The sequence below is a fragment of the Rossellomorea sp. GAMAL-10_SWC genome (assembly GCF_049568075.1).
Taxonomy (GTDB): Bacteria; Bacillota; Bacilli; order Bacillales; family Bacillaceae_G; genus Gottfriedia.
On record NZ_CP144911.1, the window covers coordinates 3,559,659 to 3,578,238 of the forward strand.

Genomic DNA, 18,580 nt, shown 5'->3' on the forward strand with positions numbered 1-18,580 from the left:
CCATAAGATGAAAAGAAATAGGCTTACTAGTGGCCTATTTCTTTTTATTTTATAAATTTTGTCGAACAGATTTACATAACGAAATCGTATTTCCTATTGATTTTTAAAATTAAACGGAGTACGATAAATTTTGACGACTTAGAGAGATGCATATTTAAAGAAAAGCTAGTGAATAACCGCTAGTTTGTTTTGTATTTAAGGGGGATTAGGACTATGCCTACTTCAATTAAAGCAACATTTTCACGTGTACGATTCGTATTACTGGTTGCGTTAGTAGTTTGGCTAAAAACGTATATTGTTACTCTGTTTGGATTCGATTTAAAAATTGATACAGTCTTTCAAAATGTAATATTATTTATTAGCCCTTTGGCATCCTCATTATTCCTTGTAGGGATCGCAATTTTTTTCAAAGGGAAAAAACGGAATACGATCGCGCTATTGATTAATTTCATTTTAACCTTGCTTTTATGTGGAAACGTTTTATTTTACGGATTCTTTAACGACTTCATAACATTACCAGTGCTGTTCCAAACTAGTAATATGGGTGATTTAGGATCAAGTGTAAAAGAACTAGCAAGCTTTAAAATTCTATTTATGTTTATTGATATTCTTATCCTATATTTGATCTCAAAGAAATTTCCTAAATTTTCAAACACTGGTCGAGTACCTTCATTTATGAAGTCAACTTACTATTTAATAACGATTGCAATTGCAGTTTTAAACTTAGGTTTAGCTGAAATGGAAAGACCTGAATTACTTACTCGTTCGTTTGATCGTGAAATGCTAGTAAAAAATCTTGGATTATATGTTTACCAAGGTTATGATTTATCACTTCAAACAAAGACTTCAACACAAAAGGCCTTTGCAGATAGCAGTAAATTAACTGAAATTGAAAACTATGTAAATAGTAACGGCGCAAAAGCAAATGCAAAGCTTTTCGGTAAATATAAAGGTAAAAATGTTATTGTTATTTCTTTAGAATCAATGCAAAATTTCACAATTGGCGCAAAGGTTAATGGTAAAGAAATAACTCCATTTTTAAATAAATACATTAAAGAAAGTTATTATTTTGATCACTTCTATCACCAAACTGGTCAAGGAAAAACATCTGATGCTGAGTTCATTATTGATAACTCTTTATATCCATTAGATCGCGGTGCTGTCTATTTTACACATGCAAATAACGAATATATGGCTACTCCTGAAATTTTAAAAGATCAAGGCTACTATTCAGCTGTTTTCCATGCAAATAATAAAAGCTTCTGGAATCGAAATGTAATGTACCCTTCTTTAGGCTACGATCGCTACTTTAATGAAGTAGATTATAATATTACTGATGAAAACTCTGTAAACTGGGGATTAAAGGATGAAGATTTCTTTAAACAATCACTTCCTCTTTTATCACAAGTGAAACAACCGTTTTATACTAGATTCTTAACTTTATCAAACCACTATCCTTTCGTACTTGATCCACAAGATCAATACATTGATCAATATAATTCTGGTGACGAGACACTTGATCGTTATGTAACAACAGTACGATATATGGATGAATCAATTAAACACTTTGTTGAAGGTCTGAAAAAATCAGGTCTATATGATAATACGATTCTTGTTATGTATGGTGATCATTATGGTATTTCTGAAAACCATAATCGTGCAATGGCTCAGTTCTTAGGTAAAGACGAAATTACTCCATATGACCATATGGATTTACAACGTACGCCATTTATTATTCATTTACCTAAGCAAAAACAAGGTCAAACGATCTCAAAGGTTGCTGGTCAAATTGATGTAAAACCTACCATTCTTCATCTGTTAGGCGTTGATACAAAAACAGATATTGAATTTGGTAAAGATCTATTTAGCCCAGATTATTCGGAATTCATTGTTTTCCGTGATGGCAGCTTCGTTACAAGTAAATATTATTATGTAGCTGGCTCTAATGAATTTTATAATCGATTAACTGCTGAAAAAGTAGAAGTTCCTGATCAAGAAGCGAAACTACTAATTGATAAAGCCAAAAAAGAGCTAACACTTTCAGATAATATTGTTTACGGTGATTTATTCCGTTTCTACAGTGGCAACAAGCATAAAACAGGTACAATGCAAACAATAACTGACCCAAATCAGTAAAGTGTACTTCAAAAGAACCTCACAGTCTAGTTATTAAATTTTTAGTTTGTCAACAGTCTGAATATGAAAATCAATTTTTTAGTATTTTATCTATACACCGAGAGATGCTTTTACAAGCATCTCTTTTTGTTATAATATGGTATTTATACATAGTTTTTTAATTAAAATATAGTGGGAGGATATTAATTGTATAAAAACTCTAAGTTATTATTTTGGACGATCGAACTACTATTATTATTCTTAGTCTTATTCGTTGGAACAAAAATATCATTCTTATTTCAACCAATTGCTATTTTAATTAGTACTTTATTTGCGCCAATACTTGTCTCAATCTTTCTATATTTCCTATTTGCACCAATAGTTGATTTTTTAGAGCGAAAAAAAGTGCCCCGCTCGATAGGCATTCTTCTTCTCTATCTCGGATTAATCCTAATTGCTGTAGTATCTATCATTAATTTATTCCCAACCTTAACTGAACAATTTAAAGATTTGGTAAATAATATGCCAACAATTGTAAATGAAGCAACAAATAAGATTGGCCTATTAGAGAAATGGTTAGGAAGTCAAAATTACGTTGAAATTAAAGATTTAGAAAAGAAAGTTGCAGACTATGCCCTAGTATTTATCGGTGGCATAACTGGTGGAATTGGTGCATTTTTCAATATTTTAAGTAATGTAACGTTAATCATATTAACAGTTCCATTTATACTGTTTTATATGTTTAAAGATGGTCATAAATTTCCAGCTGCGATGTCTCGTTTTTTACCACAAAGCTTAAGGAATGAAGCAATTCATATTGCAAATGAAACAAGCGAAACATTGGCTTCTTACATTCAAGGTCAAACGATTGTTTGTATTTTTGTTGGAATTGGAACATTTATTGGATATAGTATTATCGGCATACCTAATGCCTTAATTTTAGCGTTAGTAGCTGCTATTACAAATATTATCCCTTACTTTGGCCCGTTTATTGGTGGAGCTCCTGCAGTGATCGTTGCTTTTCTAATTTCTCCTAAATTAGCTTTATTCGTTGTACTGATCATTTTAATTGTTCAACAAATTGATTCCAACTTAATCTCACCATATATCATGGGGAAAAAGTTAAATATTCATCCTTTAACGATTATTCTATTATTATTATTCGCTGGTAACTTTGCAGGTGTACTTGGTATGGTTTTAGCTGTGCCAACATACGCAATATGTAAAGTAGTGATTGTTAATATAACTAGAATCATCAATTTAAGGAAAAAAGCGAAATTCGCGGATAAGATTATTGATGACGATATTGAAACAAATATCGAAATAAACATTAACAACGATAACGAGCCAAAAGAATAAATAAGAGCAAGAATAATGAAGCTGGAGTGATATTCACTCTTAACACTTCCTTTATTCCTGCTCTTTCTTTTTACAATTTAAACGTCTCTCTTCCCTGCTCTCTATTTAAGAGCCATTCTTTCCTCCACAGTCCACCAGCATAGCCTGTTAGCTTACCATTTGACCCAATAATGCGATGGCATGGAACGATGATACTTAATGGATTTCTTGCATTTGCATTCGCAACAGCTCTTACTGCCTTCGGGTTCCCTATACGATTAGCAATATCTGCATATGAAGCAGTTTCTCCATATTTAATTTTAACTAATTCCCGCCACACACTTTCTTGAAAAGGAGTTCCTTTTGCAATTGACTGAATACTAAATTCCTTCCTAAATCCACTGAAATATTCAATCAATTCATTTCCTGCATTCTTCAAAGAAGGTGGCACTATTTTTTGAATTTCGTCATTCTCTTCTTTGACAAAATCAATAAATGCTACTCCTTTTTCATTTCCAACGATCCTTAATGCACCTAACGGAGTGTCTATAAAAGCTGTATCTAATTGATTCATATATCATTCTCCTAGATTATTTATCTAAATTTGGAAAATACTCCATAGCTTCAATACATTGATTATAACCGTTTCGCTTATAAAAATTAACACCTTGTTCGCTTGGCCAAACAATAACAAATTCGAAGTTCATTTCGCCTACCCATTTATTAACTTGGGAGATTAATTTTCCTCCAATCCTCTTCTCTCGATAATCCTTTAATGTATATACATTCGTCATGAAAGCAAAAGGTTTAGTCACTCTACCAGGTCGAGGTACTTTTTGAATAAGTTCAATATAAATATGGGAAACAATTGTACCTTCTATTTCAGCAACCCATATGTACCATTGTTTACTGTTTATTGCATTTAGTAAGAAATCACGACATTCACTGTAAAAGTCATTGTATTCGCTCTCTTTAATTCTGCCCGTCTCATAATCTTCTAAAGTAAAGTCCCATCTCATCTTAATTAATTGATCTATATCTTTTATATCTGCCAACCTCAAATTCATTTTATCCCACCTTAATCCTCAGTACCTAAAACATCGGTATTAGGTGGAATATAACCCATCTGTCGAGCCATCGCGACAATTTGTCCTTTATGATGATATTCATGTGTGATCGTATGTACTAGCAATTTCATCGGTGTGATAGATATTTCTTCATTATGCTCTCTCCATGGAATCTTTCTAACAATTAATTTATTCAATCGGTCAACTGTCATATCCAATAATTCACTCACGAATAAATCAGCTTGATCAAATCTTGATTTAATATCATCAAGACTAAGATTTACAACGTTTTCCTTCGGCGTAATTGGCTTTTTCGTTTTCAATAATATAAAAGATCCAATCCATGCAATATAACATTCTGCCATATGTAGTAAAGTTTCTCTAACACTTTTGAAACCAAACCCGTCTAATTTACGAGTAAAATCCTCTGGCTTTAATTCACCACAAAAATTTAACAATGCCTCACGATTTTCTTTTACCCATTGATATTCCTTCAGATTCACTACAGTCACCTCTTACAATTTTGATTAATTAAGCTATTCTACTAAGAGGTAAAAATTACCTTTAAGTAAAAAAATAAAGGCCTGTATATACCTACAGACCCTTTTGTTTATACAAATAACTTTAAACTTACTTGAACAATTAATAAAACAGAAACTGAAATTAATAGAATTCTGGCTAGCTTCATTGGAACAAATTCAGCAAATCTTAACCCTACTTGATTACCAACAATTGAAGCAGCAGCCATCGTCACAGCAATTTTCCATTGGAAGTGCCCTGTCATATAAAATATGATAAATGCTGATAAACAACTCCCAAAATTTAATACTCTAGCCAACTGAACTGCATTAACATAAGTAAATCCTTTTTTAATAAAATACAAGATTGCAAATGTTGAAGAACCTGGACCGAAGCCCCCGTCATAAACACCAATCCCCGTTAAGATACCCCTATCTAACAATGTTTGCTTTTCAACACCACTTTTATTCGTAGTTTCATAGTTCCACTTTTTACTTGCAAACGTTAACCATAACGAACCAGTTAATAAAACTAATGCCACGATATTCATTACATGTTCATCTAACATACTCGTTACAAATGCACCAATTCCCCCACCAATAAACGAAACGAATATAAATTGAAAAATGACTGAGGTCTTAAAATCTTTCTTTTTAATTGTATAAAGGATACTACTAAACGACCCCAAACCTGAAGCAAACTTATTTGTGGCAATACCCGTTTGAATAGGAATGCCAAGAAAAATCATCATCGGGAGTGTAATTAATCCTCCACCACCTGCTAATGTTCCAACTACTGCTGCACCGATTCCTAAAATAAAAAGTAATAATAGTGAGTCCATTTTCCTATCTCCCTTTTTCGCGTCTATCCTTACTATACACAAAATATTCGAAAAAAGGGAAACTAAAGACCTTATTAGATGTGGATGATTATGGAATAGCAGGACTAAGGGGAGAAATTTTAGGAATGGCGGGACTTTTGGTGCAATAAACGACGTACTGCAATTAAAATTCGAGAATCGCAAATAAAAATGGCAAAACTGCAATTAAAATCCCAAAAACTGCAATTAAATCAGAAATATACCTATAGTGGTACAGGTATTAATACGTACTAATTGTGCTAAAGTAGCTTATTTAAACTGTTATAATAGCAAAATTGCTCTATGTTTTCTCTAGTCGGATAATAAACGAAAAAAATTTGCTAATTTACTATAATGAGTAGCAGTAAAATCCCTCTCAAATGAATAACACTGACGAGATACCCCCACTTCAACATAAAAAGGGCTTGCCCCCGTCAAGTAACCTGACATATGGACAGCCCTCTTTATTAAAAAATACTCAAATTATATCGTGAAGCCAGTAACTCAAATAATTTTATACCGGCTATACTATTTCCTTTTTCATCAAGTGACGGTCCATAAACACCAATTCCAAATCGGCGAGGCACCGCACCCATAACACCGCCAGAAACACCACTTTTAGCAGGAATTCCAACTTTAATCGCAAATTCACCCGATGCATTATACATCCCACAAGTAACCATAAAAGTGTTACAAATCTTTGCTATTTTTTCAGGTATAAGCTGCGTTTTAGAAATAGGATCCCAACCATCAAGCGCGAAAATAAGTCCAATTCTCGCCATTTCTAAACAGTTTACTTCGATTGAACATTGTTTTGTATATAAATCTAATAGCAATTCAACATCTTCAGTAATAATTCCATGCTCTTTCATAAAGTAACAAAGCGATCTGTTCAAGTGCGCTGTTTCAAATTCAGATATAGCAACTTCTTTCGAATAAGAAAGCTCTTTATTATCTGTTAAAACCCTCATAAAGTTCAAAAGTCGTTGAAAGCGATCTTTTATACTATGACCTTTAATCATACTTGTAACTGCCAAAGCCCCCGCATTAATCATTGGATTTAACGGCTTTCCAGCAGACCTAACTTCTAATTTTGCAATTGAGTTAAACGGATCACCAGTAGGCTCCATCCCTACTCGCTCAAATACGTAATCTTCTCCACGATCCATTAAAACTAAAGCTAGCGAAATTACCTTCGAAATACTTTGCAAAGTAAAACGAATGCTCGTATTACCAGCTTCAAAATGTCGTCCATCAGGCAAAAACACAGCCAACGATAAATCCTTTTTATTTGCCTTTGCAAGGGCAGGAATATAATTGGCTACTTTTCCATACTGAATAAACTCCTTTGCCTCTTCAATAAGGACTTTCAATTCCTCCATATTGTGAACTTCTTTTTCCTCTCGAAATCCATTCTGCGTCATAATATCACCTGTTCATTTCATTATTAAGAGAAAAGACATTCTCAAAATCACTTTATATGAGTATGCCTACAACAATTAAATCCCTACCTATTCTTTACGTTTTTCTTATCTACTTCTCCTACCAGACCTGCCCTCATTTCTTGATTTCCCTGTACTTCTTGAATTTCCCGTATTTCCTGTTCTTTCCGCTCTACCTGCATTTCTTGATCTATCTGCTCTGCTTGCATTTCCCGTTCTCTCTGCTCTGCCTGCATTTCCTGTTCTTTCTACTCTACCGGCATTTCCAGTTCTTTCTGCTCTGCCTGCATTACCCGTTCTTTCTGCTCTGCCTGCATTTCCTAATCTATCCGTTCTGCCTGCATTTCCTGATTTATCCGCTCTGCCTGCATTTCCTGATTTATCCGCTCTGCCTGCATTACCCGTTCTTTCTGCTCTGCCTACATTACCCGTTCTTTCTGCTCTGCCTGCATTACCCGTTCTTTCTGCTCTGCCTGCATTACCCGTTCTTTCTGCTCTGCCTGCATTACCCGTTCTTTCTGCTCTGCCTGCATTACCTGTTCTTTCTGCTCTGCCTGCATTACCCGTTCTTTCTGCTCTGCCTGCATTACCTGTTCTTTCCGCTCTACCTGCATTTCTCGATCTTTCTGTTCTGCCTGCATTTTCTGTTCGATCCGCTCTGCCTGAACTTTCTCCTCTTTCCATTTCTATTCTCTTAATTGAAAGATTAAGCTCTTTTTCAATTACTCTCATATCTTGAAAATCTTTTGGAGTAGCAAATGTTATCGCAATACCAGTATCTCCTGCACGTCCTGTTCTTCCAATTCGATGTACATAGCTTTCTGTATCCAATGGTATATCGTAGTTGAATACGTGAGTAACACCTTCGACATCAATTCCTCTAGCTGCTACATCTGTTGCTACAAGATATTGTATTTTAGCTTCGCGGAACATTTTCATAACTTTTTCGCGCTTGCCTTGGGTTAAATCTCCGTGTAGTTCTTCAGATAAAAGACCTTTTCCTTTTAGCTGTTCATTTAATTTATTAGCTCTTCTTTTTGTTCTGCAAAAAATAATTGCTAGAAACGGCTCTGCTTCTTTGATTTGATTCAATAATGCATTAAATTTACCGCGATCTGTTGTTTCAATAATTAATTGTTCAATTTCATCTAGTGTAATTCTTTTAGCTTTTACTTTAATAATTTCTGGCTTTTTCATGTAACGCTTTGCAAGTGATTGGATTTGATCTGGCATTGTAGCAGAAAATAATAAGGTTTGTCTCGACACAGGAGTTTGATTGATAATATCTTCAACCTCGTGTAAAAATCCAATATGTAACATTTGGTCTGCTTCATCGAGCACTAGGAAATCAACTTTATCTAATTTTATTGTTCCTCGTCTTAAATGGTCTAAAAGTCTACCAGGTGTTGCAATGATTAAATGGGCACCACTTTTTAGTTTACGAGCTTGTTGTTCAACATCTTGTCCGCCGTACACAGCAAGTACTCCAAAATCTTCACTAACAATCCTTTTAGCTTCAGCAGTAATTTGAAGGGCCAACTCTCTTGTTGGAGCAACGACTAAAGCTTGTGTATGTGGTAATTCTAAATTAATTCTTTCTAGGATTGGAAATAAGAACGCAAATGTTTTACCAGTTCCTGTTTGCGCCTGTCCTATTAAATCCTTACCTTCAAATACAATGGGAATTGCCTTCTCTTGAATCGGAGTAGGCTCTGTTATCCCTAATTCAGTTAAATACTCAGTTAATTCCTCACTTAAACCTAAACTAGAAAATTTATTCATTAATTTTACCTTACTTTCTATTTTCTTTCATTATAAATAATAATGGTTGTTTCATATATTTACTCAAAAAACGACTAATTCATTGTATCACAACGTTTATTAATCTTTTTAAAATTATTCTTTTTTAATTGTGTAAGTATAATCGATTAGATTTCTTCTGCATCAAGTTATTTTTCACAATTCCTTAGTAAAATAATCAAGAGTTTAATGATATATTAAATTTAAGATCAAGGAAAAAAACGGTAACCCTCGATAGGTTACCGTTTGACTAGTTATTGCCTTACTCTAATCCTAGTGCTTGTAAAACATCATCTAATGTTTTGCCTTTATACTTTGTAGCAGCTTTTGGTGAATTGTCGTTCCATGGATTTTGCATTTTGTAGTTATTAATGACATACTGCATATCCTTTGCATCAACAACACCATCATAGTTAATGTCAGCATCACGCTTATTTGTATTCCAATATGTTTGGATGTATAGCGCATCTTTTACGTCAATGACATTATCTTTATTTACATCTCCACCAGGAATATAGTCATAATTAATCGGTTTAGATCCTGCAGTCGTTTTTCCATCTTCGTTTACACCGATTTTAAAATCTTTCGAGAATGTAAAGTGACCTGGCACATCAATTTTTAATGTAAATTCATCATCTGTTATCGGTAATCTCGTTCTAAATGCTGCTTGTGATAAGTTGCCAGCGTAACCTAAAGGATCAGATACACCATATTCTTTACCATTTACATCTTTCACACTAATTTTTGTACCTGTTTTATTGAAATCAATTTGTTTTGCCATAGGTTCTGCGCCGAACAACATTAGTCCTTCAGCCTGTACTTGAGCTCTCATTAATGAATAGGTCGGTTGAATATAGAAGTAAGGCTGAATTCCTTGTGTCGTTACAGTCGTATTATCCACATTTGTATAAACAGCGTTAAAGAATCGACTTGAACCTGTTCCATTGTAGAAGTTCATTGGTCCTTTGTAGTATAGGTCTTTTGCTTTTAATGTTAAGTCTACTAATGATACATCACCAGCTATCCCTGTATTCGCTAAGTCTCCTGTTGCTGTAGCAGTAACAGTCATTTTAGTTAACGAATTATTAAACTGAGCAGCCGTATATTGAACATCTAGTTTTCCTTTAAATGCTGCATTTGGTTGTACATTGATTAAATCAAGGTACTGACTTGGATAAAGGAAAGTAAATTCTGCTTTCTTCACGTTTGTTTTTATATTTTTGGTTGAGAACGTTACAGTTGTTGATTCACCCATATTAATATGTTGTTTATCAGAGATTGCTGTTGTATATGCCGTTCCTTTTCTAACAAAATATGCATCTATAAAACTTCCATAATTTCTGACAGTTGATTTAGTATAATCTGAGAAATCGTACTCTGTAATGGCATTTACAATTGGACCAGATGTACTTAATGGTATTTCAGCGTTGAAATTTCCTTGTGAGTCTAGTGGTATGCTTTTTTCTTGAGAATTATTAGGATTATAATAAGTAAAATTATTGTCACCTTGTGATGCAGTAATGCCTGCTGCTTTCATCTCGTCTATCTCTTTATCAAATACATTACCTGATACAGAAACTTTCGTGTCAGTCGGATTAGTAGTTTCGTAAATTCCTCCTGCTTTCATATTATTCATTGTTACTTTTGCTTCTTTCACCCCATTGTAAACCGGTGCATCAGCAGTGAAAGTTTCACCTTTATCATTTGTTCCTACCATTCTAATTTTATAGAGTCCTGGGTCAATCTCTTTAAGGTCATACCCAATTGGGTTATCCGGATCACCAGTTAGAGGATAGTATTGACCATTATTCAGAATGCCACGGAAATAATACTCAATATTCTCATCTGCTCCCATTCCGTCAGCTGAGCCTAAGAATCCGATTTCTTTGTCTGTTTTTGGATCTACAATAAAGAAATCAAAATAACGCATATGAGAATTTAATTTAAAGTTTACGCCAATTGACCATTTTGTCGCATTACTTGCCGCTTCATATGGTACTGTAAACGCTGGAGGATTACCTTTTAGGTAGTCAATACCTTCTTTTACCGTATGAATAGCAAATGGAATTTTATATGTTTCATTAGGATCTTTTTGGTTTGTATAGACTACGTAACCTTCATACGTTCCAAGCTTTGCAGTTTTAGGAACATTAATTGTAGCATCCATATTCGCACTGCTGTATCTTTTGACTTTTACAGATGATTTCACATCTAATGTAACGCCATTTGCAGCAGCATCTTGGTCTGCTCTAGAGTCATTTGTGAAACGTCCGTCCAATGTTTGGAATTGAACCTTCACATCATATGTCTTATCTACAGAGCTTTTATTAAATACTGTAATTGCACGTTGATCTGTTAAGTCTTTACCAGTAACAGCTTGTTCTCCAAAACTCAATGCACCAGTAATGTTTTTAATTTGTTTAATGCCTTTACTTGCTAGAGTAGTTGCCTCATTATTACTTATATTATCTTTTACTGTTGAAGTTTTATCTTTTACTTGAATTTCCGTCTGAGAATGAACAGCATCGTATGGATTTACACGACCTGCCCCAACTTCATATACACTGTATTTATCATTTAATGGATCTGCTGTATTCATAAGTGTTGATTTAATATCTGAAGGAGACATATCTGGATGAGCTTGCTTTAATAATGCTGCGACACCAACAACATTAGGCGTTGCCATTGACGTTCCAGATAAACGCTCATACGCGTATTGATAGTTTCCAATTTGATCTGCTCCGTGCATATAAGAAGGAACAGTAGAAAAAACAGATACACCAGGTGCTGTTACTTCAGGCTTAATATCGTATAGTACACGAGATGGACCACGTGAGCTAAAAGGTGCTAATTTATCACCAACTGTCACTTGTTGTTTCATATTACTAAATGTGAAGCCAAGTGATGTACCTTTAGATGCCCCAACTAAAGGTAATTTAGCTGCTAAAGCTTTTCCTTGTGCATTACTCACTAAAAATGTTGGAAGTAATCCATAGCCGTCTCCAAGGTACACATCACCTAATGGAATATCTGTATCATATAAAGCAACAGCTTTTGCACCATGAGCTTTAGCAGTCGCTATGATTTGAGTAATTCCGTAGCTACCGCGCTGTGCTAAAACTATTTTACCCTTTACATCGATTGGATCAGAGTTTCCAGCAGAACCCATCCAATAGCTAGTTTCACCACCATATGATACATTAACCATTTGTAAAGTTTGACCATCAAAGTCAGCTACATCATCAGTCAAGCCTCTAGCAGCTAGCTTAAGATCAGCAGCCAAGTCTCCTGTTGAAGAATGGAGTGATCCTGAAAAATTTGGAATTGAGACAGATGTATCACTAGCCCCAACAGTAATTGCTAAAGGTGCATTACCAGGTGCACCAAGTGAATACATTCGATCTCCTGAGTTTCCTGCTGCGACAATCGCTGTTACTCCTGCAAGAACAGCATTGTTTACAGCAATACTCGTAGGATATAATGGATCATTGTAATTAGCTCCAAGAGACATATTAATGATATCCATTCTATCTGATACTGCTTTATCGATACCTGCCAAAATAGCCGATGTAGATCCAGATCCATATGGGCCTAAAACACGATAAGCATAAATATCAGCTTCAGGGGCAACACCTTCTACAGCAAAATCTGCATTGTTTTTTGCTTGTCCAGCAATAATACCAGCTACATGTGTCCCATGTTCAGTATAGTACGCTTCACCGCTTGAACCTATTTCAGGTTGGCCGGACTTCTTCCAATCTGCATATGAAGTTTCCATCGGGTCGTTATCATTGTCGACAAAATCGTAACCACCTTTAAAGGCACCTTTTAAATCAGGATGATTGTAATCAATTCCAGTATCAAGAATTCCGACTTTTACACCTTTTCCTGTAAAGCCTTCTTGGTGAAGTTTTTCAACTCCAGGGAATGTAACCATCGTGTGAGTTGCAGCCTGCTTAGTTGTCGTCTCCTTTATCGAAGGTGGTTCTACTTGAACTTGCATATCACTCCAGACAGCTTTTACTGCATTAGATTTCAGTAATGACTTTATTTTATTAGCTGGTAGAGTCATAGAAACACCATTAAATGCTTTTTTATATGATCGTTTAATTGAATATGAATTTTTCTTTGATTTTAATTCACTGCTAAAAATTATTTTTAAGTCTTTTTGGAATGTTTCGTGTGAAGCATCCACCTTTTCTTTTGCAGCATCAGTTGTTAACGTTACTCCTTCCGCCTCTGCTTCTAAAACGGCCGTCTGCTGTGGCTTGTCCTTAAACTCGACAATAACAGGAGTAAGCTTGTCACTTGTTTGATCGACATCAGAAGACAATTGAAGCCCCTCTTTGTCACTTAATTTCAATTGCTTAATTGCCTCTCTCTGCTGAGGCGTCAGTTGTGCTAGTACTTGTTCAATCTTTGAAGTTGCTTGTGCATGAACTTGTTGTGAAAAGGAACCTGGTGTCATTGTAGTACTGATAAGTCCTGTTGTTAATGCTAGTGTAGTAACATTTCTAAACATCTTCTTTTTCAACTACTATCCCTACTTTCTTTTCTTAATAAGTTCATTATAATGAAATTTGATATAATTCTTTATTCTGAAAATTATGTCAAACTTCATTTTTTTTTAAATTTATTTATGATTTAATTTTTTTCTTCAAACAAATAGAATAGAACTATGCAAAGTTACGCAAGGAGCTCTCCATAATACCATTAATACTTAATAGTTGAATATACTTACTTATTTGTTCAGAGGTCGCATGGTCCTTATATCTCCAATAGATTAGAAGACATTTATTGAATCTTTCTAAGTTGCCTATTTGATTTGCTGTATAAGCTACATCCAGTAATTCATCTAAACCATTTGGCAGCTGTAGACTTTCACACTGATAAAAAGCATATGCATAACGAAAATCCAAATGCACCTTCTGTTTTAACCATGGTTCTGCATCTATTATCAATTCTTCAATTGTATGTTGATATAAATCTAGGATTCTATTAGCATCATCTAATCGTTTTAATCGAATAAAAGCTTCAAGCACCTTTGGTAATCCAACATATACATCTTCTCGATCTTCTAGCCAACTAAGATATTGATCTACATACTCAAGCTGTCCGTAATCCAAATAAGAAGCAAGTCGATTTCCTATAGCTAAATCAGCAAAATAATCATTTACCCCCGCATATTGATCTGTCAGTTCAATTATTACTTCTAATGAGCCCCCAAGGCGTGCAAGTGCAAAGCTTTTATACATAAGTGCTCTACCATAATACTCTCCGTTTTTAACCAATTTCCTTAATCTCTCAGCGTAGTAAAGCACCTCTTCCCATTGCTCGCGCCTATAATAGAAAGCTGAGATCCATAAATATGCTTCCATTCTAACTTTTTTCGGCATGCAGTACAGATACTCCAACACATATGTCAATGCGTTAGGACCATCCTCAGTCATTCTTAAAATATAAAAACGCCTATAATAACTAATTGCCAACAGTTCTAAAACATCCTTCGAATCACATTCAATAATAATGTCGTACAAAGACAAAGCTTTTTCTTCTTTTCCAGCTTTAAAAAGCTCTTCTGCGACGAAAAAAATATAATTTAAATAATCAATTTGAATCGTAACTGATTTTTCAGTTGTCATAATATGTAACAGATTTTGACAATGCTCCTCGTAACCATTAGTAAAGCATTTGAATAAAAACTGTACACTTTTACGCTTGTCCAAAATTTGTTCTTCATTAAAACACTCTTCATAAAAATATGAATAAAGTGCGCCTTCCTCCAACCCAATAGCTTCGGAAATGGCATCCAAATATTTTAGTGTGAGCGAGCGTTTATGATTGAAAATACGACTTATTTCACTAATATGAATACCTGACTCCCTCGCCAAATCAGTTTTTGTCCAGCCTTTCTCTAGGCATATACATTGAATTTCTTTAAATAGAGCAGCGTTCATTCTTCTCACCTACAATTTTCTTCTTATTTACTTCTGCTCTTTCCTTAAGCGTTATAAATGCCCCATCCTCGTAAAGCTATTAAATTACAATTTCATTATAACGATACTTGATATCATTTTATTTCTGAAAAATTTTGTCAATTTGAATTTAATCTTGTAGACATACTTTTTTTATTAGACAAACGATCAAAAAAGGCTCTCCATTAGTCGCATAATGACGTATAGAGAACCCTATTAATTTGTTAATATAATATAAAACTACTGAAGCTATAAATACTTATGAGTTGATTGAAAGAAACCTAGGCATTAAAAAACACTATAACTGAAATACTAGAGATATTATTGATAAAAAAGGTAAACATATGTTCTCCAAAGAATAGTTAACACAGGAAATATAAAGGAGCTGATTAAATGAACGGAGTTTTAGATATTGTTATTTTTTGTAAAGACACAAACTCTTCTAAGAGCTGGTATGATAAAGTGGGATTTGAATATTTAAGAGGACACGATGGCATGTATTGGTTTAAAGCAGGGAATGGCGAGCTAATGCTCCATCCTACTGATGCGCAATCCAATACTGATGCAGTCTTTCAATTAGTCGTAAATGCAGTCGATCCACTATTTGAAAGTGTATTGGAAAAAGAATTGACGCCATTAGATTTTTCAAATGGAGAAAAAGTCATCACAGAACCTACTATTCAACCATGGGGCTATAAGGAATTTTGTTTAAGAGATCCAGACGGTTACATATGGGCATTTGTTCAAAAATCATGATTAAATAAAGTAAGGAAATCCACAGGATAAATTCATTTTCCATGTGGATTTTCTTTATTTATTTAGTTTTAGATTAAAGATATTACTTTGAAATATTCATTTCTTTTTTTAAGAGCCTACCTTGCTTTCTATACATAGAAAACGTTGACCAATTCGCAATGAAAACACCGGATAAGATTAGTATGCCACCAATCGCCATAATCGGTTTGATCGGTTCGTCCATTACGAAATAACCTAGGACACTTGCAATTAATGGTGATACATAAAGCCATGTTGAGGGGAAGACTGGGTTCGTTTTAGATAATAACCAACTGTATAATCCATGTCCCCCTATTGAACCTATAAATACAAGATACAATATTGGCCCCACTGCGTCCCAAGAACCTAAACTTTCAATTTTTGGTTTTTCTAATAAAAACGACACTAAAAGTAGAAATATTCCACCATATAACATTTGAAAAGCATTGATTAAAAATGGTGATACAGTACTGTATTCTGTTAATATTTCTTTTGAGGAAATTGATCCAAATCCGTAAAAAGCTTCTCCTAATAATACTGCGATACAAGCAGCAACCCATAAGTAAGAGACATGCTGACTTATCCCAGGTAAACAGACAAAAATTACACCTGCAAAAGCCATTAATAACGCTATTAGTTGTTTGCGCTCAATTCTCTTATTATTTCTCCTTAATTGGAAAAGTAAAATCATCATTGGGCCAGTTGCAGACAAAACTGCGGCTAACCCTGATGTTATATATTGCTCAGCCCAATACAATGTTGAAAATGTCATAAAAGTTAAGCAGAATCCAATATACATAATTCGTTTTGAAAAAATAAATTTCTTCACATTTACCCCTTTAAAAAGGAAATATAAAATGACAATCAGTCCTGCTAATGTAAATCGAATGCCGGCTGAAAATAATGGCGAAACGCCTGACTCAATTCCGAATTTTATTGCTAGAAAAGTTGTACCGAAAATCATGCAAATAAAAATATAATTAATAATGATCATTTCATCACCCCTTTGATAAAAGTATTATATTAAAGTCGGAGTATAACAGTATAATAGAGCATATAACAGTTAGCTCTTTTTCCATTGACGATTGATCTTTTTTTAATTAATTTAATACTAAAAACTAGTGGTGATCTATGAAAATTCAAATCCATAAAAAATCAACAGTTCCGATTTATCTCCAAGTAGGCACTCAAATTGCAGGTAGCATTCAAAGTGGTCTACTTTTATCTAACGAAAAATTACCATCTTTAAGGATACTGGCTGAGGAGCTTTCAATAAGCGTTTTAACTGTTAGAAAGGCTTATAAATGGTTAGAGACAAACGGCTATGTCACAGTGATGCCAGGTAAAGGAGTATTTATTAGTAAGAAAGTAAAAAAAACAGCACAAGTTGATCCAAGTAATAACTGGCAACAGACTTTAGGAATCAATATTGTACGATCCCAATATTTAATAAATAGAGAACAGTTAAAATATGATTTTTCAAAAGCAGTTGTCTATCCACGTCTGCTTCCTAATAAATTTTTAGCGGATGAAATGCAAAAACTATTAAGAGATGATGCTTCAATATTAACAACCTACGGACCGGTTCAAGGAGATATTGAATTAAGAACGGAAATTATTAAACATTTATATGAATTTCAAAAAATACGATCTAAAGCTGAAAATCTAATTATTACAAGTGGGGTTCAGCAAGGAATTGACTTAGTAGCACAAGCACTATTAAAACCTGGGGATTCAATTATAGTCGAGAGTCCATGCTATGGTGGTGCACTTGATATTTTTATAAATAAGGGGATTCATATAATACCTGTCGAGATGGATGAAGAGGGAATTCGATCAGACTTAATTGAAGATATGTGCATTAAATTTACACCAAAATTACTTTATGTTAACCCTACCTTTCAAAACCCAACTGGAATCTCAATGAGTAATAGTCGTAGAAAAGAATTAATTGAACTAGCACAACAGTATCATTTTTTTATTCTTGAAGACGATTCATTTAGTGATATTTATTTCGAAAAAGCATTTCAATATTACCCAATTAAATATTATGATCAATCAGACCACGTCATCTACATTAAAGGATTTAGTAAAACTTTAGCACCCGGAGTTAGAATTGCTGCGATGCTAGCAAATGGACCAGTTCTGGAATGGCTACTTGCGATTAAAGCTTCAATGGATGTCGGTAGCCCTTTGCTAACACAAAAAGCAATTTTACCCTTTCTACGAACAGATCGAATGCGAAGTCACGTTGAAAAACTAAGAATAGCTCTACAAATTCGGCGTGATACAAGTGTTGAAATACTTTCATCTCTTAATGATCAATTAAATTTTCGGATACCTGATGGTGGCTTTAATTTGTGGCTTACATTTAATAAATCCAATCTAGATATTTTTAATTTATTAAGAAAAGCCAATCATGAAAATATCTCATTCTTACCTGGTGTAGCTTGTTTTAACAACAATACAGATACCTCTTCATTTCGGATTAGTTACTCACTAGTTAGCGAAAATGATTTAGCCGAGGGGTTAGAGAAACTACGCAATATAATAAAAAAAATATAAAACTAATTAAAGGAAGGCCATATAGAACAAGATGCTTAATTTCAAAAAAATAAACTTATTACCACTCTTCATAACCATACCAGCAATGATAATCGGAGTACTTGCCATGATATAACCAAGTTTCCC

13 protein-coding genes are annotated in these 18,580 nt (G+C 34.1%); 4 read left to right on the forward strand and 9 right to left on the reverse strand.

Annotated features, from left to right (window positions below):
- The first annotated feature begins 213 nt into the window (after nucleotides 1-213).
- Both V5E38_RS17690 and V5E38_RS17695 read left to right on the forward strand, forming a co-directional pair.
- A complete protein-coding gene (locus V5E38_RS17690) occupies nucleotides 214-2,136 on the forward strand; it encodes an LTA synthase family protein (RefSeq protein ID WP_499210933.1) in 1,923 nt (640 codons plus the stop codon).
- Between the two features lie 186 nt (nucleotides 2,137-2,322).
- On the forward strand, nucleotides 2,323-3,474 hold the full coding sequence (locus V5E38_RS17695; RefSeq protein ID WP_499210934.1) for an AI-2E family transporter: 1,152 nt from the start codon (nucleotides 2,323-2,325) through the stop codon (nucleotides 3,472-3,474).
- 70 nt (nucleotides 3,475-3,544) lie between these two features.
- Here the strand turns inward: V5E38_RS17695 and V5E38_RS17700 are convergent, their stop codons facing one another.
- The 8 genes from V5E38_RS17700 to V5E38_RS17735 form a co-directional block, all read right to left on the reverse strand.
- The gene (locus V5E38_RS17700; RefSeq protein ID WP_499210935.1) at nucleotides 3,545-4,027 is read right to left on the reverse strand and encodes a methylated-DNA--[protein]-cysteine S-methyltransferase; all 483 of its coding nucleotides are present in this window, start codon (nucleotides 4,025-4,027) and stop codon (nucleotides 3,545-3,547) included.
- 16 nt (nucleotides 4,028-4,043) lie between these two features.
- The gene (locus V5E38_RS17705) at nucleotides 4,044-4,520 is read right to left on the reverse strand and encodes a GNAT family N-acetyltransferase (RefSeq protein ID WP_499210936.1); all 477 of its coding nucleotides are present in this window, start codon (nucleotides 4,518-4,520) and stop codon (nucleotides 4,044-4,046) included.
- Between the two features lie 11 nt (nucleotides 4,521-4,531).
- The gene (locus tag V5E38_RS17710; protein WP_499210937.1) at nucleotides 4,532-5,023 is read right to left on the reverse strand and encodes a DinB family protein; all 492 of its coding nucleotides are present in this window, start codon (nucleotides 5,021-5,023) and stop codon (nucleotides 4,532-4,534) included.
- 107 nt (nucleotides 5,024-5,130) lie between these two features.
- Nucleotides 5,131-5,880 (reverse strand): sulfite exporter TauE/SafE family protein, encoded by a 750-nt coding sequence (locus tag V5E38_RS17715; RefSeq protein WP_499210938.1) that lies wholly within the window; start codon nucleotides 5,878-5,880, stop codon nucleotides 5,131-5,133.
- Between the two features lie 485 nt (nucleotides 5,881-6,365).
- Entirely contained in the window at nucleotides 6,366-7,322 is a 957-nt protein-coding gene (glsA, locus tag V5E38_RS17720; RefSeq protein ID WP_499210939.1) for a glutaminase, read from the reverse strand.
- Nucleotides 7,323-7,427: 105 nt separating this feature from the next.
- Entirely contained in the window at nucleotides 7,428-9,122 is a 1,695-nt protein-coding gene (locus tag V5E38_RS17725) for a DEAD/DEAH box helicase (RefSeq protein WP_499210940.1), read from the reverse strand.
- A 280-nt stretch (nucleotides 9,123-9,402) separates the two neighbouring features.
- Nucleotides 9,403-13,674, reverse strand: coding sequence for a S8 family serine peptidase (locus V5E38_RS17730; protein WP_499210941.1), 4,272 nt, complete (start codon nucleotides 13,672-13,674; stop codon nucleotides 9,403-9,405).
- Between the two features lie 142 nt (nucleotides 13,675-13,816).
- Entirely contained in the window at nucleotides 13,817-15,097 is a 1,281-nt protein-coding gene (locus tag V5E38_RS17735; protein ID WP_499210942.1) for a helix-turn-helix domain-containing protein, read from the reverse strand.
- A 411-nt stretch (nucleotides 15,098-15,508) separates the two neighbouring features.
- On the opposite strand from V5E38_RS17735, the gene V5E38_RS17740 reads away from it, so the two are divergent.
- Nucleotides 15,509-15,871 carry a VOC family protein gene (locus V5E38_RS17740; protein WP_387331812.1) on the forward strand — a complete coding sequence of 121 codons (363 nt, stop codon included), beginning with the start codon at nucleotides 15,509-15,511 and terminating at the stop codon, nucleotides 15,869-15,871.
- Nucleotides 15,872-15,953: 82 nt separating this feature from the next.
- On the opposite strand, the gene V5E38_RS17745 is transcribed toward V5E38_RS17740, so the two are convergent.
- The gene (locus tag V5E38_RS17745; RefSeq protein ID WP_499210943.1) at nucleotides 15,954-16,883 is read right to left on the reverse strand and encodes a DMT family transporter; all 930 of its coding nucleotides are present in this window, start codon (nucleotides 16,881-16,883) and stop codon (nucleotides 15,954-15,956) included.
- 137 nt (nucleotides 16,884-17,020) lie between these two features.
- Between V5E38_RS17745 and pdxR the strand changes: the two genes are divergently transcribed.
- On the forward strand, nucleotides 17,021-18,454 hold the full coding sequence (gene pdxR, locus V5E38_RS17750) for an aminotransferase-like domain-containing protein (RefSeq protein ID WP_499210944.1): 1,434 nt from the start codon (nucleotides 17,021-17,023) through the stop codon (nucleotides 18,452-18,454).
- Nucleotides 18,455-18,580 lie beyond the last annotated feature (126 nt).